Source organism: Niastella vici, from assembly GCF_002077945.1.
In the GTDB taxonomy this organism is placed as follows: Bacteria; Bacteroidota; Bacteroidia; order Chitinophagales; family Chitinophagaceae; genus Niastella; species Niastella vici.
This window is the reverse complement of record NZ_LVYD01000024.1, coordinates 244579-265616: the sequence shown is the minus strand read 5'-3', so window position 1 is coordinate 265616 and position 21038 is coordinate 244579. Positions and strand designations below refer to the sequence as shown.

Below are 21038 nucleotides of genomic sequence, written 5' to 3'. Positions count from 1 at the left end.
GTATCTCGCCCACCCCTCACTCATCCCCCGATGAAAATTGAATGATCACTTCGCTCCTGATCTTCTTTCGTAATTGCGGTTGGGCAAATTCAAATCTTTCCGCGTTGACGCCTTCCTTATCAACCAGATAATCTTTTATCTGGTGCTGTAGTTTTACAGCCTTTTGGCTGGATGTTTTATAATAAGCGGCTAACGTCACCTTTACAACCGGATTGTCTTTTATGAACTGGGCCAGGTTCCCTAAAAAGGACCTTGTTTTTTGGCTCAACAAATTCAACGATTGAAAGGGAAATCTTGTCAGCGAATCGGGAACGGGAATGTGAAATGAAGTGATCATACTTCCTCCATAAATGAATTGCGGAAAATCGGCTTCAGGAAATTGTACCTCATAGCTGGTACTGCCCATTATCGGATAATAACTGCGTACCTGCCGTTCCAGCCCTGCATACGAAAATTGAATAACGCCCGGTTTGGGACTGCCTGAAGAAAATGTAAACTGAAAGTTCCCATGCTTATCAGTCAATGTCTTGTATTTATCAAATACAATTTCCACATTTTCAAGGCGCTTACCATGTGCATCTTTTACCGTTCCTGAAATGATCACCGAGTCGGCCCGAACGCCCGGTGTTTGTTTGTCAACTGATTGTACCTGTAGTGGCTTTACCCGTTCCGTCTCCGAACACGCCGCTTCCGTAGTAATAGTAGCCAGCGTCATCAACGTCGCAGCCACCGGCGATAAATGCCGGTTAGTTTTTACCGTTGAGGGTGAATAATGCCTGTCTCGTTGCGTGTGCCCTATTCTGCCACAAACAGGAAAAGGATGCTGTAGAAAATATTCCAGTATTTGTTGATCGGTAAAGTGAGTAAAATCGATCACCGGTTTTTGACAACTGTTGCAGAACCGGCCCTGCTCCGTTGGTTCCATACCATTCCAATCCTCGCTGCAGGGGTTATTTAGTTGAATGGAAACAGAAATAGCATTGCTCATGCCACATTGATTTTGATGGGCCTCCCTGGTATCGTGAAGGTATTATTTTTTTATATTTAATGCATGGAAAAGATCACTCCCGCCGATATCCGTTATGCCGATCTCGCAGCCAAACGATTCAATAAACGCTATACCGGAAAACCCGAGTATATTCAGTTGCCCCGGAGCACCTACGACGTGGTAAACGCCGTGCAGGAAGCCGTCAGCAGCAAAAAGCGCGTGGTGGTACGCAGCGGCGGTCATTGCCTCGAAGGCTTTGTGGCCGACCCCGCCGTACAGGTGTTGATCGATCTATCACTGATGACAGCTATTTATTTTGATCACAAACATACTGCCTTTGCCGTGGAAGCCGGCGCTACCGTTGGTGAAACCTATCGCCAGTTGTTCCTGGGTTGGGGTGTGGTGCTGCCGGCCGGTGAACACCCGGGCATTGGCATGGGCGGGCATGTGCTCGGTGGCGCCTTCGGCTTTCTTTGCCGCAAATATGGCCTGGCGGCCGACTACCTGTATGCCATAGAACTGGTGGCCGTTGATGCATCGGGAAAGGCCCATGCTGTTATTGCCACCCGCGAAGCAACTGACCCCAACCGGGAGCTTTGGTGGGCGCATACCGGTGGTGGCGGTGGCAACTTCGGCATTGTAACCCGCTACTGGCTCCGGTCGCCCGATGCTACCGGTTCCGATCCATTTACTGCACTGCCCAAAGCGCCCGCTTCCATCACCACCTTTCGCGTGTCGTGGAACTGGAATGATCTTGATGAGTTATCGTTTACCCGGCTGGCCCGCAATTTTGGGGAATGGAGCCGCCAGCACAACAGTCCTGATTCGCAATATAACCAACTGTTCAGCCTGCTTTTTCTAAACCATCGCAACCTGGGCACGGTACAAATAAAAGGGCTGGCTACCGGCCCCAATGCCAACCACCTTATACAGGAGCACCTGGCCGCCATTGCGGGGCCCGAAGGCCTGCCCTATACACAACAGATAGAGGAAACGCCCTGGCTGCGTTTTGCGCTTAATCCTTTTCCTGAACTGTTTATGCCGGGGTTCGATAACGCCCTGGCAAAAGTGAAAGATGCGTTATTGCGGGAACCGCTTACCGGCAGCCAGCTGGCAACGGCCTGGAAATACCTTACCGCCAATGAGAATATTGGCGGAGGGCTGGCCATGGCCACATATGGCGGTAAAGTGAATACGGTTCCGCCCGATGCTACTGCCTCGGCTCAACGGAACTGTATACTCGATCTGGCATGCAATACAGGCTGGGGCGATGCCGCCGGTGAAGCAACTGCTGTAGCCTGGGTACGTAATTTTTATCAGGAACTATTCGCTGCTACCGGCGGGGTGCCCGTGCCCAATGAACAAACCGATGGCTGCATGATCAATCATCCCGATACCGACCTGGCCGACCCCGAATGGAACAAATCGGGCGTTCCCTGGTATACCCTTTATTATAAGGAGAATTATCCGCGGCTGCAACAGGTAAAACGCCAATGGGACCCGCTGAATATTTTTTATCATGCCCTGTCGATACAGGGAGGCGATCAATAAAGCGGTTGCCGGACCAGGATATTGATAAAAGTTGGGTATCATGAAATTTGTATTCAGGAAATAAATGTTGTTTCTTTATACGATAACCAACCAAAAACATGAAATCGATCATTATTCTTGCCATTGCTGTATTGAAATTATCAGGCCTCAGCGCTCAGTTTGTTGCCAAAGTGGAAGTAAAGGAACCCATACAGGGACTCTGTAACGACAAAGAAGTATATTCTCCCTTTCCCATGTTTAAAGGTCAAAAGCAGGCGGTTTGTGCGGTTACCGACGAGGAAATAGTAAAACGCCTTGATTCGGGGGCGACTTTTTTGAAAGACAATCCCAAAACCAAAGACAAGGGGATGGTAGGCCTCTGGATAAATTGCAAAGGGGAAATGGTTAAATGTGAAATGGACAACAAAACGAAAGATGCCACCCTCGATAGCCAGATAGTAGCCGTGTTCAGTGCTTTGGGTAAATGGGAAGCCGGCTCAATAGATGGCAAACCCGTAGATACGTACAGACTGTTCAGCTTTGAGATCAAAAAAGGAAAGATCGCGCTTCATTGAGGTCCCCAGTATCTGCAAGGAACATAGACGATCAATATTTTTGACCATCCTCCTGTTTTTAAAATTGACGATCAGATGTCTTTAATTCGACAACTCTTATTAACGCTATTTGCTTTTACCAGTACTTCTTTATTGGCACAAATTCCAAAACACCTGTTTAATGAGGTAACAGAAGAAACGTACGATCCAAAAGACTTTACAAGCAAGACAAAACCAATTGAACAAAGGGTTGGTGTTTATAGTTTTGGAGATTCAGAAGGAGAGTGGGACCTGATAATTTTTAAAAACAGGGACAGTATAATTGTTCAAATATGGAACGGGACCTGGTCAACAAATCTTTATACAAAAAAACAATGTTGGCAAAGTCAATGCAAAACATTTAACAGGGTCCCGGTTCAGGGTAACAAATTTTTCTTTGGAAAATACAGTGGACTATTTACTGAATACAAATATAAAACGAAGACCACTAATGCATTAATACTTTTTGGTGACCCAATACAGGGAAGAAATTATGGCAAAGACAGTGCGGAGGTTGGGCACTACTCGACAAGCCTTGATATATTTTTTGATGACAGCGAACGTTATCAGCTGTCGAAAACTGTTCAGCCGGAAAGCTTCTTTAAGGAAAAGACGAAGCAGGAGCTGAAAATTATGCGTAACACCGTTTATGCAAATTATGGATTGATATTTCAGCCAGGTGGCGAAATGGAAAAATACTTTAAAAGTAAAGATTGGTATAATCCCTTTAAAAAAGATGTCTCCAATTGTTTGACAGAAATTGAAATGAAAAATATTGAAACAATTACAAAGTTCGAACAACTGTGAGGAATGAAAGGGCTGGTTGGCCGGCAAAGCAGCCATGTAAGTGCTACCTGCTATGCCGTATCAACTCAAGCGTATATTCTAACTGTGCATCCCGGCCAGATAAACATATAGATCAGTGGTAAGGATCAACAGGGCCGCCAAAAATACTTTTATCATTTTTTGTAACGATGTGATTCCAAAAATATAGGGCGTACCCTTACTTAAACTTTTGCGGATGTTTTTTATTAAAATCCGTTGCATCCTGGAATGCTTTGGCCACGGCCAGTATGGTAGCTTCCTGATACAGGTTGCCGATAAGCGTTATACTGTTGGGCATGCCTTCGGGGGTAAAGCCGATGGGTAGTATGACCACGGGATGACCGGTGAGGTTAGTGATGGGTAACTGACTGCCCGCAAAGGAAGGAACAATGACCACATCATAGTCTTTCATAAAATCATTGATTGTTTCAATAAGCAGGGAACGATGGCGGTTGGCATTGATGTATTCAACAGCAGGAATAAAGCGCCCCACGCGAAAGCTGTTTGGCCAAAAGTTTTTGTCCTGCCGGCGAATAAGGTCGTCGCGATCGCTGCGGGTGAGCTCGTCGAAGGCGGCGCCCGATTCGGCGCTGATCATAATGCCGATCATATTATAGGTGTACACAGTAGAGTCGGGAAATTCCACTTCTTTCGGGTTTGCGCCCAGTTCGCGGAATTTGTTGAGCACCGACCATTGCATGCCATTGGGCGGAATTTGTTTGAAGTAATTGCCGGCATAAGCGATGCGGAGTTTTTTGAGATCGGCTTTTCCGGTATAGTTGAAGGCGCGTTCGATGGCGCTGGCGTCTTTACCATCGGTTCCTTTCAGGTAATAAAAAACGATGGCCGCGTCTTCGGCGCTGCGGCAGATGGGGCCGGCCTTGTCGAGACTCCATGACAGCACCATGGCGCCGCTGCGGCTCACCGACCCAAATGTTGGGCGCAAACCTGTTGCCCCGCACCGGTGTGCGGGCGAGGTGATGGAACCATAGGTTTCGGTGCCAATGGCAAAGGGTACCAGTCCGGCCACGGTAGCCGAAGCCGAGCCGGCCGAAGAACCGCTGCTGCCCTTAGTGATGTCCCAGGGATTACGGGTTCTGCCCCCAAACCATTGGTCATTTTGCGCGAGTTCGCCAAGGGTGAGCTTGGCCACGAGTACGGCGCCGGCTTTTTTCAATTGAGTGTATACGAAAGCGTCTTCATCGATGACCTGGTCTTTAAAGGGAACCGAGCCCCAGGTGGTTTTATAGCCTTTAACGGCAAACAGGTCTTTGAGGCCATAGGGGATGCCGTGGAGCGGGCCGCGCCATTGCCCTTTGCTGATTTCCGCATCGGCCTGTTTGGCCTGTTGCAGGGCCAGGTCTTCGGTGAGGGTGATCACGCATTCCAGGGTATCGCCCCATTTTTTAAGGCGGTCGAGGAAGAATTGGGTGAGGGCAACCGAGGTGATCTTTTTATTTTTTAACAGCGACGCCAGTTGGGGAATGGAGTAGAAGGCCAGCTCGTTGCGGTTGGCCGGTAATTGCACATTGGCCGGAATGCTCCAATTGATGGGCGCCTGTTTGGTGGGTATTTTGAAGCCCGGCGGTTCGGGATGAAAAGCAAAGGGGTAGGCGAGGCTATTGGGGGTGCTTACCTGGTGCAGTTTCTCGTACTGGCTGCGGTAATTATTGAGGCCATCGATCATGCTATCTTTTTCAGCGGCAGTGAATTGCAGCGCATTTAGTTTCTGCGCCTGCGATACGGTAGCCGTATCTATTGTTTGGGCGCTGGCGGTGCCGGCGAGCAGCAGGAGGATGAGGAAATATCTCATGTGGGAGTTTTGGTTATGATGTAATGTAATATAGCGTAATTGAGACATTCTATGTGATTTAAGCATAATTACCAGTTGGGTTTGAGCTGTGGGTATTTCTCTTGACCAACTGATTATTTTCCATTATTTTAACCGTAAGTTTGTGTTATAAAAGTAACAGCTATCCTAAATGTACTTCTAACCAGTTATAACAGTGTGAATTAAGAATTAGCTGCCACACTTTTCAAACCACAAAACGACCGTAACCTTTATCTGCATTTTCCAATCCTTATCCGGAATCAATAATTAGTAGCTTGCTGGAGTAAGGCCCAGCAAAAATATTTCCGGGAATTTTTCATGAGTAATAAATTAGAAAACCAGACGATCCTCGATTTTCAGCAAGGAGATGAAAAAGCTTTTGAGCTGGTTTTCAAAAGTTATTATGTGTCTATTCTGTTATTCATCAATAAGTTAATTGATAACAGGGAAGATGCGGAGGATATTACCATGACCGTTTTCTCGGCCCTTTTTAAACGTTATAACCTGTTTAATACAGAAGTTAATATAAAAGCATTCTTATACATCAGTGCCCGTAACAGTAGTTTGAATTATATAAAGGCCAAACAACGGGACAGGCAAAAGATAAGAGAATTTGCAGAACGAATGAAAGACGACACTTTGCTGGAATACGAGCATTCGATAAAAGCTGTTGTGGTAGAGGCTATTGATCAGGCCATTGAAAGCCTGCCCGAAGAGTGCCGCAAAATTTTCAAAATGCTGTATTATGAAGAATTGACACCCGCAGAAGTTGCGGAGATCCTGCAAATTTCTGTGAATACTGTTTATACCCAACGCCGCCGTGCCGTGCAGACTTTACGACTCCTTCTTTCCGAAAATACGCTGGCAATTGCCTGGTTGATACATACTATTGCATTGCTACAATTTAAAATACCACCTCCGGGCCACCTTATATAGTAAAAAAAGTTTTTTTCAAATTTTTCAACTTCTTGTCACAATTCCGGCACAGTCAGTTGTTTTAATATATAGATAGATATTAACTGAATGTTTCCGGTCTGTTACTAAATTTAAAATTATTACCGGCTGGTACTAATCAAATAAACCATTGCGTAGAGTGGAGAACCATGCTAAAATAAGCGAGTTGTTGATCAGGCATTTTCGCCAGGAGCTTACCCCTGAAGACTCGGCTGATCTCGAAAGCTGGCTGCAACAATCTGAAAAAAACAGGCAATTCTTTGATGAACTTAATAATCTTCCCGGGCTAATGGCCGAGGTTCGGGCTTATCAGGATGGAAAGCAGATAGATCTTGAAAAAGCCTGGGCGCGGATGCGGGAACACGGTTGGGATGTGCAGTTAGAGCGCGAAGCCAAAGTAACACAATTAAAATGGTGGCGGTATGTTGCGGCGGCGGTGATCATCTTATTTGTATCGCTGGGGATCTATTATTTAAAGAAACCGGGCAGGGCTTTGCCAGAAGCGCCAGTTGTTGTGAAGGCAGTTCAAACAGATGCCAGCCCTACTACCACACACGCGACCCTTACGCTTGATAACGGAAAAACAATTGTGTTGGATAGTTTAACGAGCGGTTTGTTGGCAACGCAGGGCGCTACAAAAGTGGTTAAGGATGCCAATGGTAAGCTGCTTTATTCTGCCGAAGGGAAAGCGATAACCGATAAGCTGATCTATAATACGTTGACGGTACCGAAGGGAAGTGATGTTGTGTATATGCAACTCTCCGATGGTAGCCGGGTATGGTTGAATGCGCAATCTTCTATTCGCTACCCGGTAGCTTTTAATGAGGAAGAGCGCAAGGTAGAAATAACGGGAGAAGCCTATTTTGAAGTGGCTAAATTATCAGGGAAAAAGTTTGTTGTTAGTAAAGGCAGTATGGAAGTAGTTGTGTTGGGGACAAAGTTCAACGTGAATACATATGAAGATGAAGCGGACATTAAAGTCACCTTGTTAGAAGGCAGTGTGAAAGTGGAGACGGAAACAAATGGCCGCAGATCGGAAAGGATTATAAAACCCGGACAGCAGGCTGTGTTAAATGCTACAAAGATCGATGTGCTGGATGATGTAGATCTACAGCAGGTAATGGCCTGGAAGGAGGGTAAGTTCGTTTTTAATAATACCAATATTCAATTGATCATGCGCCAGATGGAACGCTGGTATGATCTTGAGCCAACCCGGTTTGAAAGGGAAGAAGTGAAGAAGTGGGAATTCAACGGGGAGATATCGAGATACAGTAATGCATCGAAAGTGTTGCAGTTGCTGGAGAAAACGGGCTCTGTGAAATTTAAGCTGGAAGGAAAAAAAATTGTTGTATCACAATTGTAAGTATGTAATTGTAAGTATGTAATTGTAAGTATGTAATTGTAAGTATGTAATTGTAAGTATGTAATTGTAAGTATGTAATTGTAAGTATGTAATTGTAAGTATGTAATTGTAAGTATGTAATTGTAAGTATGTAATTGTAAGTATGTAATTGTAAGTATGTAATTGTAAGTATGTAATTGTAAGTATGTAATTGTAAGTATGTAATTGTAAGTATGTAATTGTAAGTATGTAATTGTAAGTATGTAATTGTAAGTATGTAATTGTAAGTATGTAATTGTAAGTATGTAATTGTAAGTATGTAATTGTAAGTATGTAATTGTAAGTATGTAATTGTAAGTATGTAATTGTAAGTATGTAATTGTAAGTATGTAATTGTAAGTATGTAATTGTAAGTATGTAATTGTAAGTATGTAATTGTAAGTATGTAATTGTAAGTATGTAATTGTAAGTATGTAATTGTAAGTATGTAATTGTAAGTATGTAATTGTAAGTATGTAATTGTAAGTATGTAATTGTAAGTATGTAATTGTAAGTATGTAATTGAAAGTTCATAATCCGCAATATCCTGAGTGGAATATATAAACCTGCCTATCATAATTCAAACCGGTTTTATGCCGGGGCTGGCTGCCATGTGATAAATAATCCATTAAGCATTAGGCCACATCCCTACAGATTGACATACTGATTTATAGCGTTCGACTGCTTTGTGTTTAATAAGCGCTATGAAACAGAAAAGCCAACAATGCTGTCACATTGCCGGCTTTGGAATGTCAACCTGTGAAACTTCACGGCATCACATATTAGTTAACATTTCAACCCAAAAGTATGCAAATTATCGTTTGCAAACTAGTGCATTTATTGCCCGGCAACGGCAATAAGGCAACTAAACCGAAGCAATGCTTTAATGCCAAAACTGGCAAAACCAAAATGCTGCAACAAGCAGTTAGAATTATGAAACTTACTGCTGTAATAATACTGGCGGCCTGCCTTCAGGTGACAGCGGCAGGATATGGGCAGAAGATATCCTTAACGGAGAAGGATGCGCCCATTGATAAGGTTTTAAAGAAAATACAACAACAAACCAGCTATCGTTTTCTATATACTTCCCAATTGCTGGAAGGCACACCCAGAGTTTCCATTGCAGTAAAGAATGCAAGCATTGAAGAAGTGCTTGACATGTGTTTCAAGGGGCAGAAGCTGGATTATGAGATTAATGAGAATACGATTATTATACGACCACGAAAGGAGTTACCTGCAACGTCGCCGGTGAAAGTGGAGGGTCCGATTGATGTGCGAGGCGTGATAACAGATGAGCACGGAGCGCCGGCGCAGGGTGTGAACATAACTGTTAAAGGAACGAACCGAGGAACGACAACAAATTTGAGAGGGGAGTTTGTGTTGAACGGAATTGACGAAAATGCTGTGCTGTTAATATCATCGGTTGGGTATGACAGGCAGGAGATATCTGTTAAGGGAAAGTCACTAATCACTATGCAATTGAGGGTTGCTGTGGGGAATTTGGATGAGATGCAGGTGATTGCGTATGGGACAACAACGAAAAGATTTCAAACCGGGAATGTCACGACAATAAAAGGCTCCGATATCGAAAAGCAACCAGTGTCTAATGTTTTGCAAGCGATCGCAGGCAGGGTTCCGGGATTGTTTATTACACAAGTCAATGGATTATCCGGTGGGGCGGTTCGGGTAAGAATACAGGGAGAAAATAGTATTGGAAATGGGAATGAACCTTTTTATGTAATTGATGGAGTGCCTTATTATTCTGAGCTAACTGCTACAGGAATAGATGACATTCTAGGTGGCTCTGGCATGAATGGACGAGGAAGTCCATTGAGCTATATTAATCCCGCAGATGTAGAAAGCATTGAAGTCCTGAAAGATGCTGACGCTACAGCTATTTATGGGGCACGTGCAGCCAATGGAGCTATTTTGATTACTACAAAAAAAGGGAAGGTCGGCGGTGCAAAAATCAATATTAATTACCAATACGGAGCGGCAAAGGTTATGAGGACGTTCGACATGATGAACACACAGCAATATCTGGAAATGCGCCATGAGGCATTTAAGAATGACCGACTTACCCCGAAATCTACAGATTATGATCTTACATTTTGGGATACGACACGGTACACTAACTGGCAAAAGACGCTTATAGGAGGGACTGCCCGATATAGCGATATTAATGTGAATGTTTCTGGTGGAACGGCGAATGTGCAGTATCTAATTGGGGGGAACTACCATCGCGAAAACACTGTTTTCCCGGGTAATTTTTCAGATCAAAAGGGAGCGTCGCATTTCAATCTTACAGTCACGTCTAACAATCAGAAATTTCGTGTAGTTTTCTCAGGCAACTATATGCTGGATATGAACCGGTTGCCACAGGTAAACGATTTGGTGCAGAAAGCTGTTTTGCTTGAGCCAGATGCGCCGGCTCTTTATAATGATGATGGTACATTAAACTGGGCACAGACTCCGTCGGGTACTTCCACTTTCATCAATCCACTTGCATACATATTTACTAAATACAGGAACAAGACTAGCAATTTGGTAAGTAATGCTATTCTAAGTTACCAAGTTGTTCCAGGACTGGAGCTTAAGAGCAGTTTTGGATATACAAATATTCAGACAAATGATTTTAATCCTACTCCTTATAGCGCTATCCGTCCTGAGTATAGATCTTCTACGCAAAATTCAGCTGGCTATGGAAACAGGAATCAAAATTCTTGGATAATCGAACCACAATTAAGTTATAAAAAAGTGATAAGTAAAGGGAAACTTGATTTCCTTGCGGGAGGCACTGTTCAACGGAATAACACAAGCGGTGGGTACGTTGTAGGCTTCGGTTATAATAGCGACGAGCAACTTGAAAATATTGCTTCTGCATCTTCGTATTTTATGGGAAGTTCTTATGTTACAGAGTATAAATACGCCGCTCTGTTTGGTAAACTCAACTATAATTGGCTTGATAAATATATCGTTAACCTTACCGGTCGCCATGATGGAAGTAGCAGGTTTGGATCGGTTAACCATTATCATAACTTCTGGAGTGTGGGAGCGGCGTGGCTTTTTAGCCAGGAGAATTGGGTCAGAAAACTTCGTTTCTTAAGCTTTGGAAAGTTGAGGGCAAGTTATGGGACAACAGGAAGCGATCAGATCGGAGATTATCAATATTTAAGTATATACAACAATGTCGATAACGACGGAACGCCTTACCAAAATCAAGTTGGATTGGCACCTGCAGGCTTGCCCAATCCCTATCTTGAATGGGAAGAAACCAACAAGCTACAAGGAGGGATCGAGCTTGGGTTTATCAAAGACAGAGTTCTCGTGAGCGCAACTTATGCAAGGAACCGCTCATCAAATCAGCTATTGAGTACTATGCTGCCTTCTTTTGTTGGATATTCCTCTATCACCAGTAATTTTCCTGCAACTGTACAAAATACCAGTTGGGAGCTTTCGTTGCAATCGACCAATATAAAAAGCAAGTCTTTTACGTGGACAACTACCGTTAATGTAACAATACCGAGAAATAAACTTTTAAAGTTTCCCAACTTTTCTTCATCGCCATATACCGGAAATTTAATCATAGGCAAACCCATAAATGTTGTTCGCAAATTACATTTCCTCGGCGTGAACTCTACCACAGGCAAGTACCAGGTGGCTGGCGCAGATGGTAAACCTACCTCCTCTCCTCAGTTCCCAACCGACTACACTGAGCTTATCAGTACTTTTCCAAAGTACTACGGAGGAGTTGGTAACAGCCTAAGTTATAAAGGCGTTCAGCTCGATTTCTTTTTCTATTTTGTTAAGCAGCTTGCTCCAAATAGCTTTACCTTTTATAACGGTGTTAGATTTCCCGGTGTATTCTTCAGCGGTTCCAGCAATCAGCCCACGGGTGTGTTAGACCGTTGGCAAACACCCGGAGATGTTGCAACAGTGCAGTTATATTCAACCAAAACGGATTTCAGCATCTTCAGGGTTGTTAATAGTGACAATTTTTATAAGGATGCTTCCTACATCCGCCTGAAGAATGTATCACTATCGTGGCAACTTCCGTTGAAATGGCAACGAATGGCACATGTTGATAATGCGAGAGTTTATCTCCAAGGGCAAAATCTTTTGACTATCACTTCCTATAAAGGCTTGGATCCTGAAACTCAAAGTCTTTCGACTCTACCACCATTGAGGATATGGACTGTTGGCCTCCAACTTGGACTATAGGGTAGTAAAAGCATCTCAAACAAAACTGAAAAAACAAGTATAATTTTATGAACTCGAAATACAAATTAATTAAAAAGTTATTGGGGCTATGGCTGCTACTATCGATAGCAAGTTTTACTAGCTGCAAGAAGCTTGTCGAGATTAGTGCTCCGGTTACAAGTGTCAATGGAGCTAATGTTTATCTGAATGATGTTACGGCGACCTCTGTGCTTACTGGCCTTTATACCACTATGAGTAGAGGTGGTTACAATTTTACGGGTAATGGAAGTATTTCCATGAACCTTGGACTTTCTGCAGATGAATTGACATTGTTTAGTGGAGTTTCCACTTCTGAATCAAAGTACTATTATTATACTAACTCCTTGTTCGCCCAACCTACAAATGGAGCTGGTAGTGAGTATTGGGCGCCTTTGTACCAAAATATTTTCATTTGCAATGCAGCAATTGAAGGGTTGAATGCTTCCGTTACATTAACCCCAGCAGTTAAGGAGCAGCTCCTTGGTGAAGCTACTTTCATGAGGGCATTCTTTTATTTTTACCTGGTTAATATGTTTGGTGACGTTCCTTTGCTGTTAAATGCTGACTATAAAAGAAACGCAACACTTCCAAGAACGCCAATATCCCAAGTGTATCAACAGATCATTACAGATTTAAATACTGCGCAGGGCATGCTCAACGATAAATTTGTAGATGCTTCTGTGTTAAAAACCACTTCAGAGAGAACGAGACCGAACAAGTGGGCTGCAACGGCTCTGTTGGCCAGGACTTTTCTTTACACGGGAGATTGGCCTAATGCAATTACAGAGGCAAGCTCAGTCATAAATAACTCCTCCTTATTTACCTTGACTGCTTTAGATGATGCGTTTTTAGCAAACAGCAATGAAGCGATCTGGCAATTGCAGCCCGTTAGCTCCGAGCATAATACCGAAGATGCCTGGCATTTCATTCTTCCTTCCTCCGGGCCTGATGAATCTGACCATCCTGTTTATTTAAGCCCTCAATTACTTTACAGCTTTGAGGCATCGGATCAGCGGAGAGCGCATTGGATAGATAGTGTAATCTTAAATACTGATCGGTATTACTACCCATTTAAGTATAAGAGCGCTACATCATATGCGCCACTCACTGAATACTTGATGGTCTTTCGATTGGCAGAGCAGTATTTAATTAGAGCAGAAGCTGAAGCGCAAAAGGGAGATATTCAAGCCGCACAAAATGATTTGAATATTGTCCGCCATCGGGCTGGTCTGGCAAATACTACTGCTGCTGATAAAAGCTCTTTACTCGCTGCTATTTTACACGAAAGACAGGTTGAACTATTTAGCGAGTGGGGACACAGATGGCTTGACCTAAAAAGAACGAATAATGTCGACGCTGTGATGACGTTTGTCTGTTCTCAAAAGAACAGTAGTCAATGGAAAAACTTTCAAAAACTCTTTCCGCTACCATTTAAAGATATAAACGCCGATATAAATCTTGCACAAAACTCGGGATATTAGGTTCTGGACAACAGAATGAATTTAAAGATGGATCTTGTTGGGTACTTAAAAATAAAAAGAGTTTCAATGAAGAATTTGGTTTATCTAGTGGCATCTATGTTAGTAATGGGCCGGGTTGAAGCTAAGCAGATAAATTTGTATAATGACTCGACCCTAAATGGAGTCAAATTTGTCAAGGGGCTAACTTGGAAGGAAGTGCTAAAGAAAGCAAAAAAAGAGCATAAATACATTTTTATAGATTGCTTCACTACCTGGTGCGGGCCATGTAAGTTAATGGAAAACGAGATCTTTCCAAAAAAGGAAGTGGGGGACTTTTATAACAGGAATTTTCTTTCTGTAAGATGTCAAATGGACAAAACCGACAAAGATGAAGACGCCGTTAAGATCTGGTATAAAGATGCTGAGAGAATTAAGACGGAATATGGCATGCCAGCTTTTCCTACTTATCTGTACTTTTCTCCCGAAGGTAAACTGGTATACAGAGATGTCGGTTATAAAGATGTGAACGACATGATTTCAATTGCAAAAAATGCGGTTAACCCTAACGGGGCTGGGCGCTTTTTGAAATACTATTCTCTTTTAGCAAAATATCAATTGGGCAAAAAAGATTATAAAGTTATTCCTGCACTTATTGATACCGCCAGGTATTTGAGACAGAACGATGTGTTACAAGACCTTGTAAAGGACTACGAGGCTTATATTGAAACGTTGCCACAAGATCAATTGTACAAAAAAGAGTACATTTCAATTATAGCATCCCTTACTCAAAGTTCAAAAGATAAATTTTTTCACCTGTTTTACCCTAATGGAGAAAAAGTAGATTCCGTCATGGCGCAAAAGGGATTTGCCCACCTTCTTGTGGATCAAATAATTCTCAATGAAGATATTTATCCTTACCTAAATTTAGAGGAGCAGAATCATAAAGATGATGTCTCGATGCTTGTAACCGAAAACTCTCCCGATTGGCCTACGTATAAGAAAAAAATAGCTGCTAAATACGATTCTGATTTTGCCAATCGTACAGTGTTGCAAGCACAGGTGTCGTGGTACGAAGGCCAACATGACTACGCCTTATGTGCCAAATATTTTACAATACTAATAAATAATTATAGCCAGGATAATTATAACCGAGACCTTGATCTAGGACTTAATACAGTAGTTTGGAACGCAATATTCAAGCGTAGCGTTGACAAGGAACAGATTGATTTGGCCGTCGAATGTATGCAAGGGATAGTGGAAAGGCAGAAAGCCAGAGGGCTATATGCCGGATTGTACTTGGACACTTATGCCAACTTGCTGTACAAGGCGGGTAGAGTAAAAGAAGCTGTTGAAAAGGAAGAGGAGGCGATACAGCAGGCTATTAAACGAAAGCAGTCGGAAACTCTTATCAATGAATTCCGGGAAACGCTGGATAAAATAAAAACTGGCAAGCCTACGTGGCCAAGATATATCGATAAAAATGATTTTTTTGGTAACGGGCTTATGTAAACTGAATATTTTGTGGCTATTACTTAGTAGGTGGCGCTGTCAGTAGTAATATACCTATTATGGATACCGTATTGGAAATTGACAAAATTAAACGATTGTTGATTGGCAAAAAGTGGGCTTGTACACCTGTATATGAATATGTTTTTCAAGTTTTAAATTCATCAGGCAGTGAATTTTGGACTTTTGGTATTCCATGCAGTAGGAAGGAAGCCAATGCAATTCCTGAATATTTCGGAGTGAGTTGAACCGCTGTTTCGGAGTGATAGTGAACGCAAGGTGTTTTTGTAGCATGATTCACGAAGTAAACGCCGAGGGTCGGTACAATGTAAACTTAGTAGGGGTAGTAGGGATTATTTCTTTCTGAGAGATTTTCCTTTAAATTCAAGGCGGTGGTTGGTGGCTGTCAATCTGTCCATAATGGCATCATCAATGGTTGGCTCGCCGATATATCCATGCCACTCTTTAACGGGCAACTGGGAGGTGATCATGATCGGATATTTCTTATAACGGTCTTCCATGATCTGCAGCAGCGTTAATTGCATATTATATTTTATATTTTTTTGATAAAGCAGAATGGAATTAATATGGACAATAGAAAGTTTATCGAACAATTCTTTTTTGTTATCGCTTGCATTATAAGCTTGAATAATTTTTTTCTCATTTTCCAAGGCGTTGGTCCATGGAGCTTATTCGACCAGCTTAGATTGATAGTAGCGGTCAGCGTTGTGATCTTGCTATTAACTTATCATATTAAGTCGGATGATCATCCTAAATGTCGTTGAATAAAAAATCCGGGCCAATAGAGTGCCGGTCGGCCGATCATGACATAAGGTTTCGACCGAAACGATTGCAGCAACAGCTGTTCTGCGGAAGTGAACAGGTCGATTCGATTTTTGTTCTCTTTTCTGAAAAGGTTGCTTTTGGTGCCTTTTCAGTAATCTAAGAATGGCGTTGTTAAGCTCATCAAGGGTGCGGTAAATTTTATCACGTAAAGGTGCATAGAAGTGTTTTTTATTGAATGTGTATATAAGCTATGGTTCTAAATAATTTCATCTTGTTGGCCTTGTCTTTCATTAGATGAGCTATCCCTTCTAAAAACGTATACACCTTATTAATAGGAGTTTATACTTTTATTCAAAAAAAATGGCGATCATCTACAGCTGCAATCTTAATTGAAATCATGGATGCTGGACTGATAATTATTACCCAATACCGAATATATAATGCACGATGATTTCTTGCATGCAAAAAAGGCAATCGTTTGCCCGATACATTGGTTAAAAGTGTACTTGCATTAATGACTGAGATTTTCTTCCTGTGCTGAAGAAGCTGTGGACAATAATATATTAACATACTAAAACAGAACTATGAGAAAGGGATTATCATTTTTAATTGTGCTTTTTTCCTCACTTTATTTAGCACACGCTCAAAATGCAGATTTTTCAGGTACTTGGATTCTTAATAAGCGGACTTCTAATCGCGGCAATGATTATATAAATGGAGTACCTAGTAAAATGCGGGTAATACAACATGAGGACTCAATTATAATACATAAACAAACATTGAATCAAAACGGGTTAGATACTGTCTATATTGACACATTAATCGTTGGCGGAATGTCAGAGTTACTGATGTTACCAGATAAGGTTAAAAAAAATGTCGTACAATGGAAAGACGATGGTTTTCGACTTATACAAAATCTGACTTACCAAAATATTGTTTCTGGAAAGGTAGAACATAAAATAGTATATAATTGGAACCTCTCTGGGACCAATATTCTCATCCTGAATAGGTTTGATGAAAACCTGATCTCCGGAGAAATATGGTCAATGGAAGGCGTCTACAAGAAGAGAACATTTTGATCAGTGCTTTTTTACTTTCGTTAAGACCTGACGACAGACGCTGGCATTCAATATCGTCGATCATAGTTTAGATTTTTGAAATGTTGATATTTATGGAACAAAATCAGCGAGAGTGATTGGCGGTAAGATAGTCCCATATGTTAGTAAGAAAAAATGCAGCAAAATATTTTGACAAAGCAGGAACAGAGTCATCCAGGATAAGCAAAGGAGTTTTGAATAGTGTATTTAGGAAGCGGTTATATATACCATCGAGTCGGACAGTAGTAATGTGTTCAATAAACCAGTTCATGGAAAAGTAAAACGCTTTTTATCCGTTCATGCAGGCTTTACGGCAAAGACCAGGTAAGATTTTCCACAACCTGTTGCGCCGATGATCAGAAAGTTTTCGGCATTTTCAATGAATGCCGGTTCGCAAAGTAGTTGAAGTTGTTCTTTGGATAAGTTCCTATCAGGAGTACAGTGAATCCGTTCTGGCACACGTTGTATCTGAACCTGGCGAGCCGCAAGTATAAATTATTCTTTATAAAAAGTTTATAGTTATGATAATGATACATGTATAACTTGCATGAACATATGTATATGAATAAATCTTTTAATGTACAGATAAACTTCAGTTTTAATACCGGAAAAAAGTTGATTTTAGAGGACTGCTTGATGTTGCTATTTTGTTACCCGAACTCATAATGCCGCATAAAGGCCGTAATCTCCTGGTCGTTCTAAGTTACCCTGTAAACTTCATAATGTAAATTGCATATTTGGGGAATGCGTTGCATGGATGAAACAACTTCTTGGAATATTTAAGATTCATCAGGATACCGATAGTTGTCCGGCGATAACGTTCGCACTTTGGGGTCGAATAAATGTTCTATCTTTAAGAATATCAAAGTCAATCAATTTTTATGCGTATTTTTTTGATGTTTGCTCTTATTGTCTTTGCTCTTGGTTCTTTGGCACAGGATTCTGAACGAAGCTCTTTTGCTAAACAGATCATCGATAGCGAAGCACTTTCCAATTGGGCAACCTTTGATCATCCTTTGTTAGTAAGTCCCGACGGAAATTATTTCACCTATATTATAAAATTTGGAACGAAGAGAAATAAATTCATTATACAGTCAACAAGAGGAAGTTGGCGCAGGGAGTTAGCTGGCTCAATAACAGGTGATTTCTCAATGAATAGTAAACAATTTATCTTTCTTAAAAATGATACATTGTATTTATTATTGTTGGGCTCTGACAAGTTGGATACAATTCCTGGTGTTCAGTCCTTTAGTCAAGGGGAAACAGGACAATGGCTGGCGTATAGAATGAAGGGAGAAGAGCATGAACTAATTCTATATAATCTGGTAACTGGCAATAAACAACGTTTCGTTTCTGTAGAGGATTACTCGCTTGACGTAAAAGGGGAGCAGTTGTTGCTTAAGGTAAGGGCAAAGAAGGATGGAAAAGCGTCATCTTCCTTGCAGTGGGTTGAATTAGCTGACGGCAAAGTTGTAACCATTTGGTGCTCGCAGCGAGATTGTATGGGCAATGCTGATATTAGTGGGTATAGCCTTGATGAGCATAGGCTTCAGGTGGCTTTTATTGTGGAAGAAAATATGAATGGAGGATTGGTTCATACCTTATGGTATTATAAAAAGGGAATGGAAAAAGCGTTAAGGAAAGCTACCCACGAAACCGATGGGATGCAAAGCGAGTTTTCCATTTGCCCATCTTCTCCTCGCTTTAGTAAAGACGGGCAGTATATTTTTTTCGAGTTGGAAGCACGGGCTGATAGAAGGAAGCCGAATGCAATGCTGGCCAGCGTAGACGTATGGAATTATAAGGACAGCATTGTTCAATCGAAACAATTAGTAAATCCAGGTCCGCGTTTATTTGCCGCCGTCATTGGCATTGACAAGAATTTAGTGGTTCGACTGATCGCGGAAGGTGAACGAGTGCTGACAACAGATACATGGGGCGATTTCGTAGTGATTGTTAATGAGGCAGGCGATGGTGACCGCTGGTGGTTGCATCCTCTACCTTTATACAGCCTGGTGTCGATGAAGGATGGTCGAAGGATAATAATACCTACGAAAACACCTCAAGGCGACTTCTGGATTTGTCCGAACGGCCATTACCTTGTATATTTTGATATAAACACCTACTTCAGCTGCGACCTTTTAACAGGGAAAATAGTAAACTTATCTCGTGGTGCCAATGTTGGTTTTAATCTGCAGCCTACCGGGTTTCCGAAGGATTTGATTTCTCACGCCGTGGGGATAGGTAAATGGTATAAAGACTCTACTGTACTAATATACGACAATTATGATATTTGGAGAATGGATCTAACCGGAAAGCGGGCTCCTATAAATGTAACAAAGGGTTACGGAAGAAAACATCAAATTCAATTCAGGCTGATGAGCGGTCAATTGGATAGGTTAATGGATAATGAAGAACGTTTGCTGCTAGCAGCATTTGATACTCGGAATAAATATTCTGGATTTTTTAGCTGTCGGCCGGATGGGAGTGCTTCGCCCGATAGTTTAGTAATGGGGCCATGGGTTTTCGGAGGAGGTGTTGATTTATCTATGGTATTTGATGGGATCCGAATACTCAATAAGGCTTTGGACGCCAACGTGTGGATTGTTTCCAGAGAATCAACTTCTGAGGCTATCAATTTATTCCTAACTCGTGATTTTAAGACCTTTACCCCTTTGACAAACTTTTCTCCCCAGCATTCGTACAACTGGCTAACCGCGGAATTAGTCAACTGGAGACAATTGGACGGTACTTTTTGCCAAGGGATATTATACAAACCCGAAAATTTTAACCCTCGCAAAAAATATCCTGTTATATTCAATTATTATGAGCAATTGTCTCACCGATTATATCAATTTCCTCGACCCATGTATTCGACAGACGCAAACATAAATATTCCTTGGTTCGTCAGCCGTGGATACTTAATATTTACTCCTGATATTCATTATCAGTGGGCTTCAAAATTTTCGAAAGACGTCGTTAATGCGAAAGATGCATATAACGCGGTAGTGTCTGCTGCAAAGCACCTTTCAACACTTTCGTTTGTTGATTCTCAGCGGATGGGTATTGCAGGACATAGCTGGGGGGGATCAGAAACGAATTATTTGGTTACACATACGCATTTGTTTGCTGCTGCGTTACAGGGGTCTGGTGGTTCAAGTGATTTGATCAGTAGGTCGCTTTCGGTGGTAGGGATAGATGCTGGAATGGATAAATTGTATGAAAAAAGCATCGGATTTACGATTTGGCAACGGCCTGATCTTTGGATTAAAAATTCTCCGATCTTTTCGGCTGATCAAGTGACTAGCCCTTTGTTAATTCTACATTGCAAAGATGATATAGGTTGGCCACAGTCTATGGAGTTGTTTCTATCTCTGCGGCGACAAGAAAAACCAGCCTGGCTATTGCAATACGATCATGGAGGGCATAGCTTATATCCCGGAAAGGATCAAGAAGACTTTACAATGAGGGCAATGCAATTTTTCGACCATTATTTAAAGAAAAAACCTGCTCCTATCTGGATGACAAAAGGAATTCCGGCCAGGTTGAAGCAGATTGAAAATGGGTATGATTTGGATACTGTCGAATATTGTAGTAAAGATTGCGAGGTTTGTAAAATATGGAATAAGCAATACACAAAGCACCCACAAATGTCCATAAAGCCAGCAGTCGAGCCGCATCTAGCTGCAGATTCAATTCAAAAAAACAAATTAATTATAAAATAAATGGATTGCCTCAATATGGCATCCGATCCTTTTGAATGAATTGTTTTGTTTTTTCGTTTATTTTTTAGGCTAAAAAGAGAGGGGTGATTATATAGTCACCCCTCCGGCTACTAATGCACGTTG

The 21038-nt window shown here is 41.9% G+C and carries 15 protein-coding genes; 11 read left to right on the top strand and 4 right to left on the bottom strand.

Features of this window, described 5'->3' with window-relative positions; translation table 11 throughout:
* Window positions 1-16: 16 nt before the first annotated feature.
* Window positions 17-988, bottom strand: a complete 972-nt coding sequence (locus A3860_RS08690) for a carboxypeptidase-like regulatory domain-containing protein (RefSeq protein ID WP_081146160.1) — start codon at window positions 986-988, stop codon at window positions 17-19.
* Window positions 989-1051: 63 nt separating this feature from the next.
* Here A3860_RS08690 and A3860_RS08685 point away from each other — a divergent pair, with 63 nt between their 5' ends.
* From A3860_RS08685 to A3860_RS08675, 3 genes are all read left to right on the top strand, one after another.
* Entirely contained in the window at window positions 1052-2539 is a 1488-nt protein-coding gene (locus A3860_RS08685) for an FAD-binding oxidoreductase (protein WP_081146159.1), read from the top strand.
* 98 nt (window positions 2540-2637) lie between these two features.
* Window positions 2638-3093, top strand: a complete 456-nt coding sequence (locus A3860_RS08680; RefSeq protein WP_081146158.1) for a hypothetical protein — start codon at window positions 2638-2640, stop codon at window positions 3091-3093.
* A gap of 75 nt (window positions 3094-3168) precedes the next feature.
* Window positions 3169-3918 (top strand): YARHG domain-containing protein, encoded by a 750-nt coding sequence (locus A3860_RS08675; protein WP_081146157.1) that lies wholly within the window; start codon window positions 3169-3171, stop codon window positions 3916-3918.
* A gap of 196 nt (window positions 3919-4114) precedes the next feature.
* Here the strand turns inward: A3860_RS08675 and A3860_RS08670 are convergent, their stop codons facing one another.
* Window positions 4115-5749 (bottom strand): amidase, encoded by a 1635-nt coding sequence (locus A3860_RS08670; protein ID WP_081146156.1) that lies wholly within the window; start codon window positions 5747-5749, stop codon window positions 4115-4117.
* Window positions 5750-6085: 336 nt separating this feature from the next.
* On the opposite strand from A3860_RS08670, the gene A3860_RS08665 reads away from it, so the two are divergent.
* From A3860_RS08665 to A3860_RS08640, 6 genes are all read left to right on the top strand, one after another.
* Window positions 6086-6703 (top strand): RNA polymerase sigma factor, encoded by a 618-nt coding sequence (locus A3860_RS08665; protein ID WP_081146155.1) that lies wholly within the window; start codon window positions 6086-6088, stop codon window positions 6701-6703.
* 157 nt (window positions 6704-6860) lie between these two features.
* The gene (locus A3860_RS08660; RefSeq protein ID WP_081146154.1) at window positions 6861-8084 is read left to right on the top strand and encodes a FecR family protein; all 1224 of its coding nucleotides are present in this window, start codon (window positions 6861-6863) and stop codon (window positions 8082-8084) included.
* Window positions 8085-8909: 825 nt separating this feature from the next.
* Window positions 8910-12323, top strand: a complete 3414-nt coding sequence (locus A3860_RS08655) for a SusC/RagA family TonB-linked outer membrane protein (RefSeq protein WP_081146153.1) — start codon at window positions 8910-8912, stop codon at window positions 12321-12323.
* Between the two features lie 47 nt (window positions 12324-12370).
* Window positions 12371-13822 (top strand): RagB/SusD family nutrient uptake outer membrane protein, encoded by a 1452-nt coding sequence (locus A3860_RS08650; protein ID WP_081146152.1) that lies wholly within the window; start codon window positions 12371-12373, stop codon window positions 13820-13822.
* A 66-nt stretch (window positions 13823-13888) separates the two neighbouring features.
* Entirely contained in the window at window positions 13889-15310 is a 1422-nt protein-coding gene (locus tag A3860_RS08645; RefSeq protein WP_158085172.1) for a thioredoxin family protein, read from the top strand.
* 59 nt (window positions 15311-15369) lie between these two features.
* A complete protein-coding gene (locus A3860_RS08640; protein ID WP_081146150.1) occupies window positions 15370-15555 on the top strand; it encodes a hypothetical protein in 186 nt (61 codons plus the stop codon).
* A 105-nt stretch (window positions 15556-15660) separates the two neighbouring features.
* On the opposite strand, the gene A3860_RS40480 is transcribed toward A3860_RS08640, so the two are convergent.
* A complete protein-coding gene (locus A3860_RS40480) occupies window positions 15661-15852 on the bottom strand; it encodes an ATP-binding protein (RefSeq protein ID WP_143774009.1) in 192 nt (63 codons plus the stop codon).
* Between the two features lie 825 nt (window positions 15853-16677).
* Here A3860_RS40480 and A3860_RS08630 point away from each other — a divergent pair.
* Window positions 16678-17172 carry a hypothetical protein gene (locus tag A3860_RS08630; protein ID WP_081146148.1) on the top strand — a complete coding sequence of 165 codons (495 nt, stop codon included), beginning with the start codon at window positions 16678-16680 and terminating at the stop codon, window positions 17170-17172.
* 315 nt (window positions 17173-17487) lie between these two features.
* Here A3860_RS08630 and A3860_RS42250 read toward each other — a convergent pair whose 3' ends face one another.
* Window positions 17488-17649: an ATP-binding protein gene (locus A3860_RS42250; RefSeq protein WP_158085171.1), complete on the bottom strand. Its 162-nt coding sequence runs from the start codon at window positions 17647-17649 to the stop codon at window positions 17488-17490.
* Window positions 17650-18071: 422 nt separating this feature from the next.
* Between A3860_RS42250 and A3860_RS08620 the strand changes: the two genes are divergently transcribed.
* Window positions 18072-20915 carry an alpha/beta hydrolase family protein gene (locus A3860_RS08620; RefSeq protein WP_081146146.1) on the top strand — a complete coding sequence of 948 codons (2844 nt, stop codon included), beginning with the start codon at window positions 18072-18074 and terminating at the stop codon, window positions 20913-20915.
* Window positions 20916-21038 lie beyond the last annotated feature (123 nt).

Excerpts from the sequence above, each read along its gene's own strand:
- A3860_RS08630 (WP_081146148.1), top strand. The coding sequence starts at position 16,678 with ATGAGAAAGGGATTATCATTTTTAATTGTGCTTTTTTCCTCACTTTAT.
- A3860_RS08620 (WP_081146146.1), top strand. The coding sequence starts at position 18,072 with ATGCGTATTTTTTTGATGTTTGCTCTTATTGTCTTTGCTCTTGGTTCT.
- A3860_RS08670 (WP_081146156.1), bottom strand. The coding sequence starts at position 5,749 with ATGAGATATTTCCTCATCCTCCTGCTGCTCGCCGGCACCGCCAGCGCC.
- A3860_RS08680 (WP_081146158.1), top strand. The coding sequence starts at position 2,638 with ATGAAATCGATCATTATTCTTGCCATTGCTGTATTGAAATTATCAGGC.
- A3860_RS08665 (WP_081146155.1), top strand. The coding sequence starts at position 6,086 with ATGAGTAATAAATTAGAAAACCAGACGATCCTCGATTTTCAGCAAGGA.
- A3860_RS08655 (WP_081146153.1), top strand. The coding sequence starts at position 8,910 with ATGCAAATTATCGTTTGCAAACTAGTGCATTTATTGCCCGGCAACGGC.
- A3860_RS08690 (WP_081146160.1), bottom strand. The coding sequence starts at position 988 with ATGAGCAATGCTATTTCTGTTTCCATTCAACTAAATAACCCCTGCAGC.
- A3860_RS08685 (WP_081146159.1), top strand. The coding sequence starts at position 1,052 with ATGGAAAAGATCACTCCCGCCGATATCCGTTATGCCGATCTCGCAGCC.
- A3860_RS08675 (WP_081146157.1), top strand. The coding sequence starts at position 3,169 with ATGTCTTTAATTCGACAACTCTTATTAACGCTATTTGCTTTTACCAGT.
- A3860_RS40480 (WP_143774009.1), bottom strand. The coding sequence starts at position 15,852 with ATGCAATTAACGCTGCTGCAGATCATGGAAGACCGTTATAAGAAATAT.
- A3860_RS08645 (WP_158085172.1), top strand. The coding sequence starts at position 13,889 with ATGAAGAATTTGGTTTATCTAGTGGCATCTATGTTAGTAATGGGCCGG.
- A3860_RS08650 (WP_081146152.1), top strand. The coding sequence starts at position 12,371 with ATGAACTCGAAATACAAATTAATTAAAAAGTTATTGGGGCTATGGCTG.
- A3860_RS08640 (WP_081146150.1), top strand. The coding sequence starts at position 15,370 with ATGGATACCGTATTGGAAATTGACAAAATTAAACGATTGTTGATTGGC.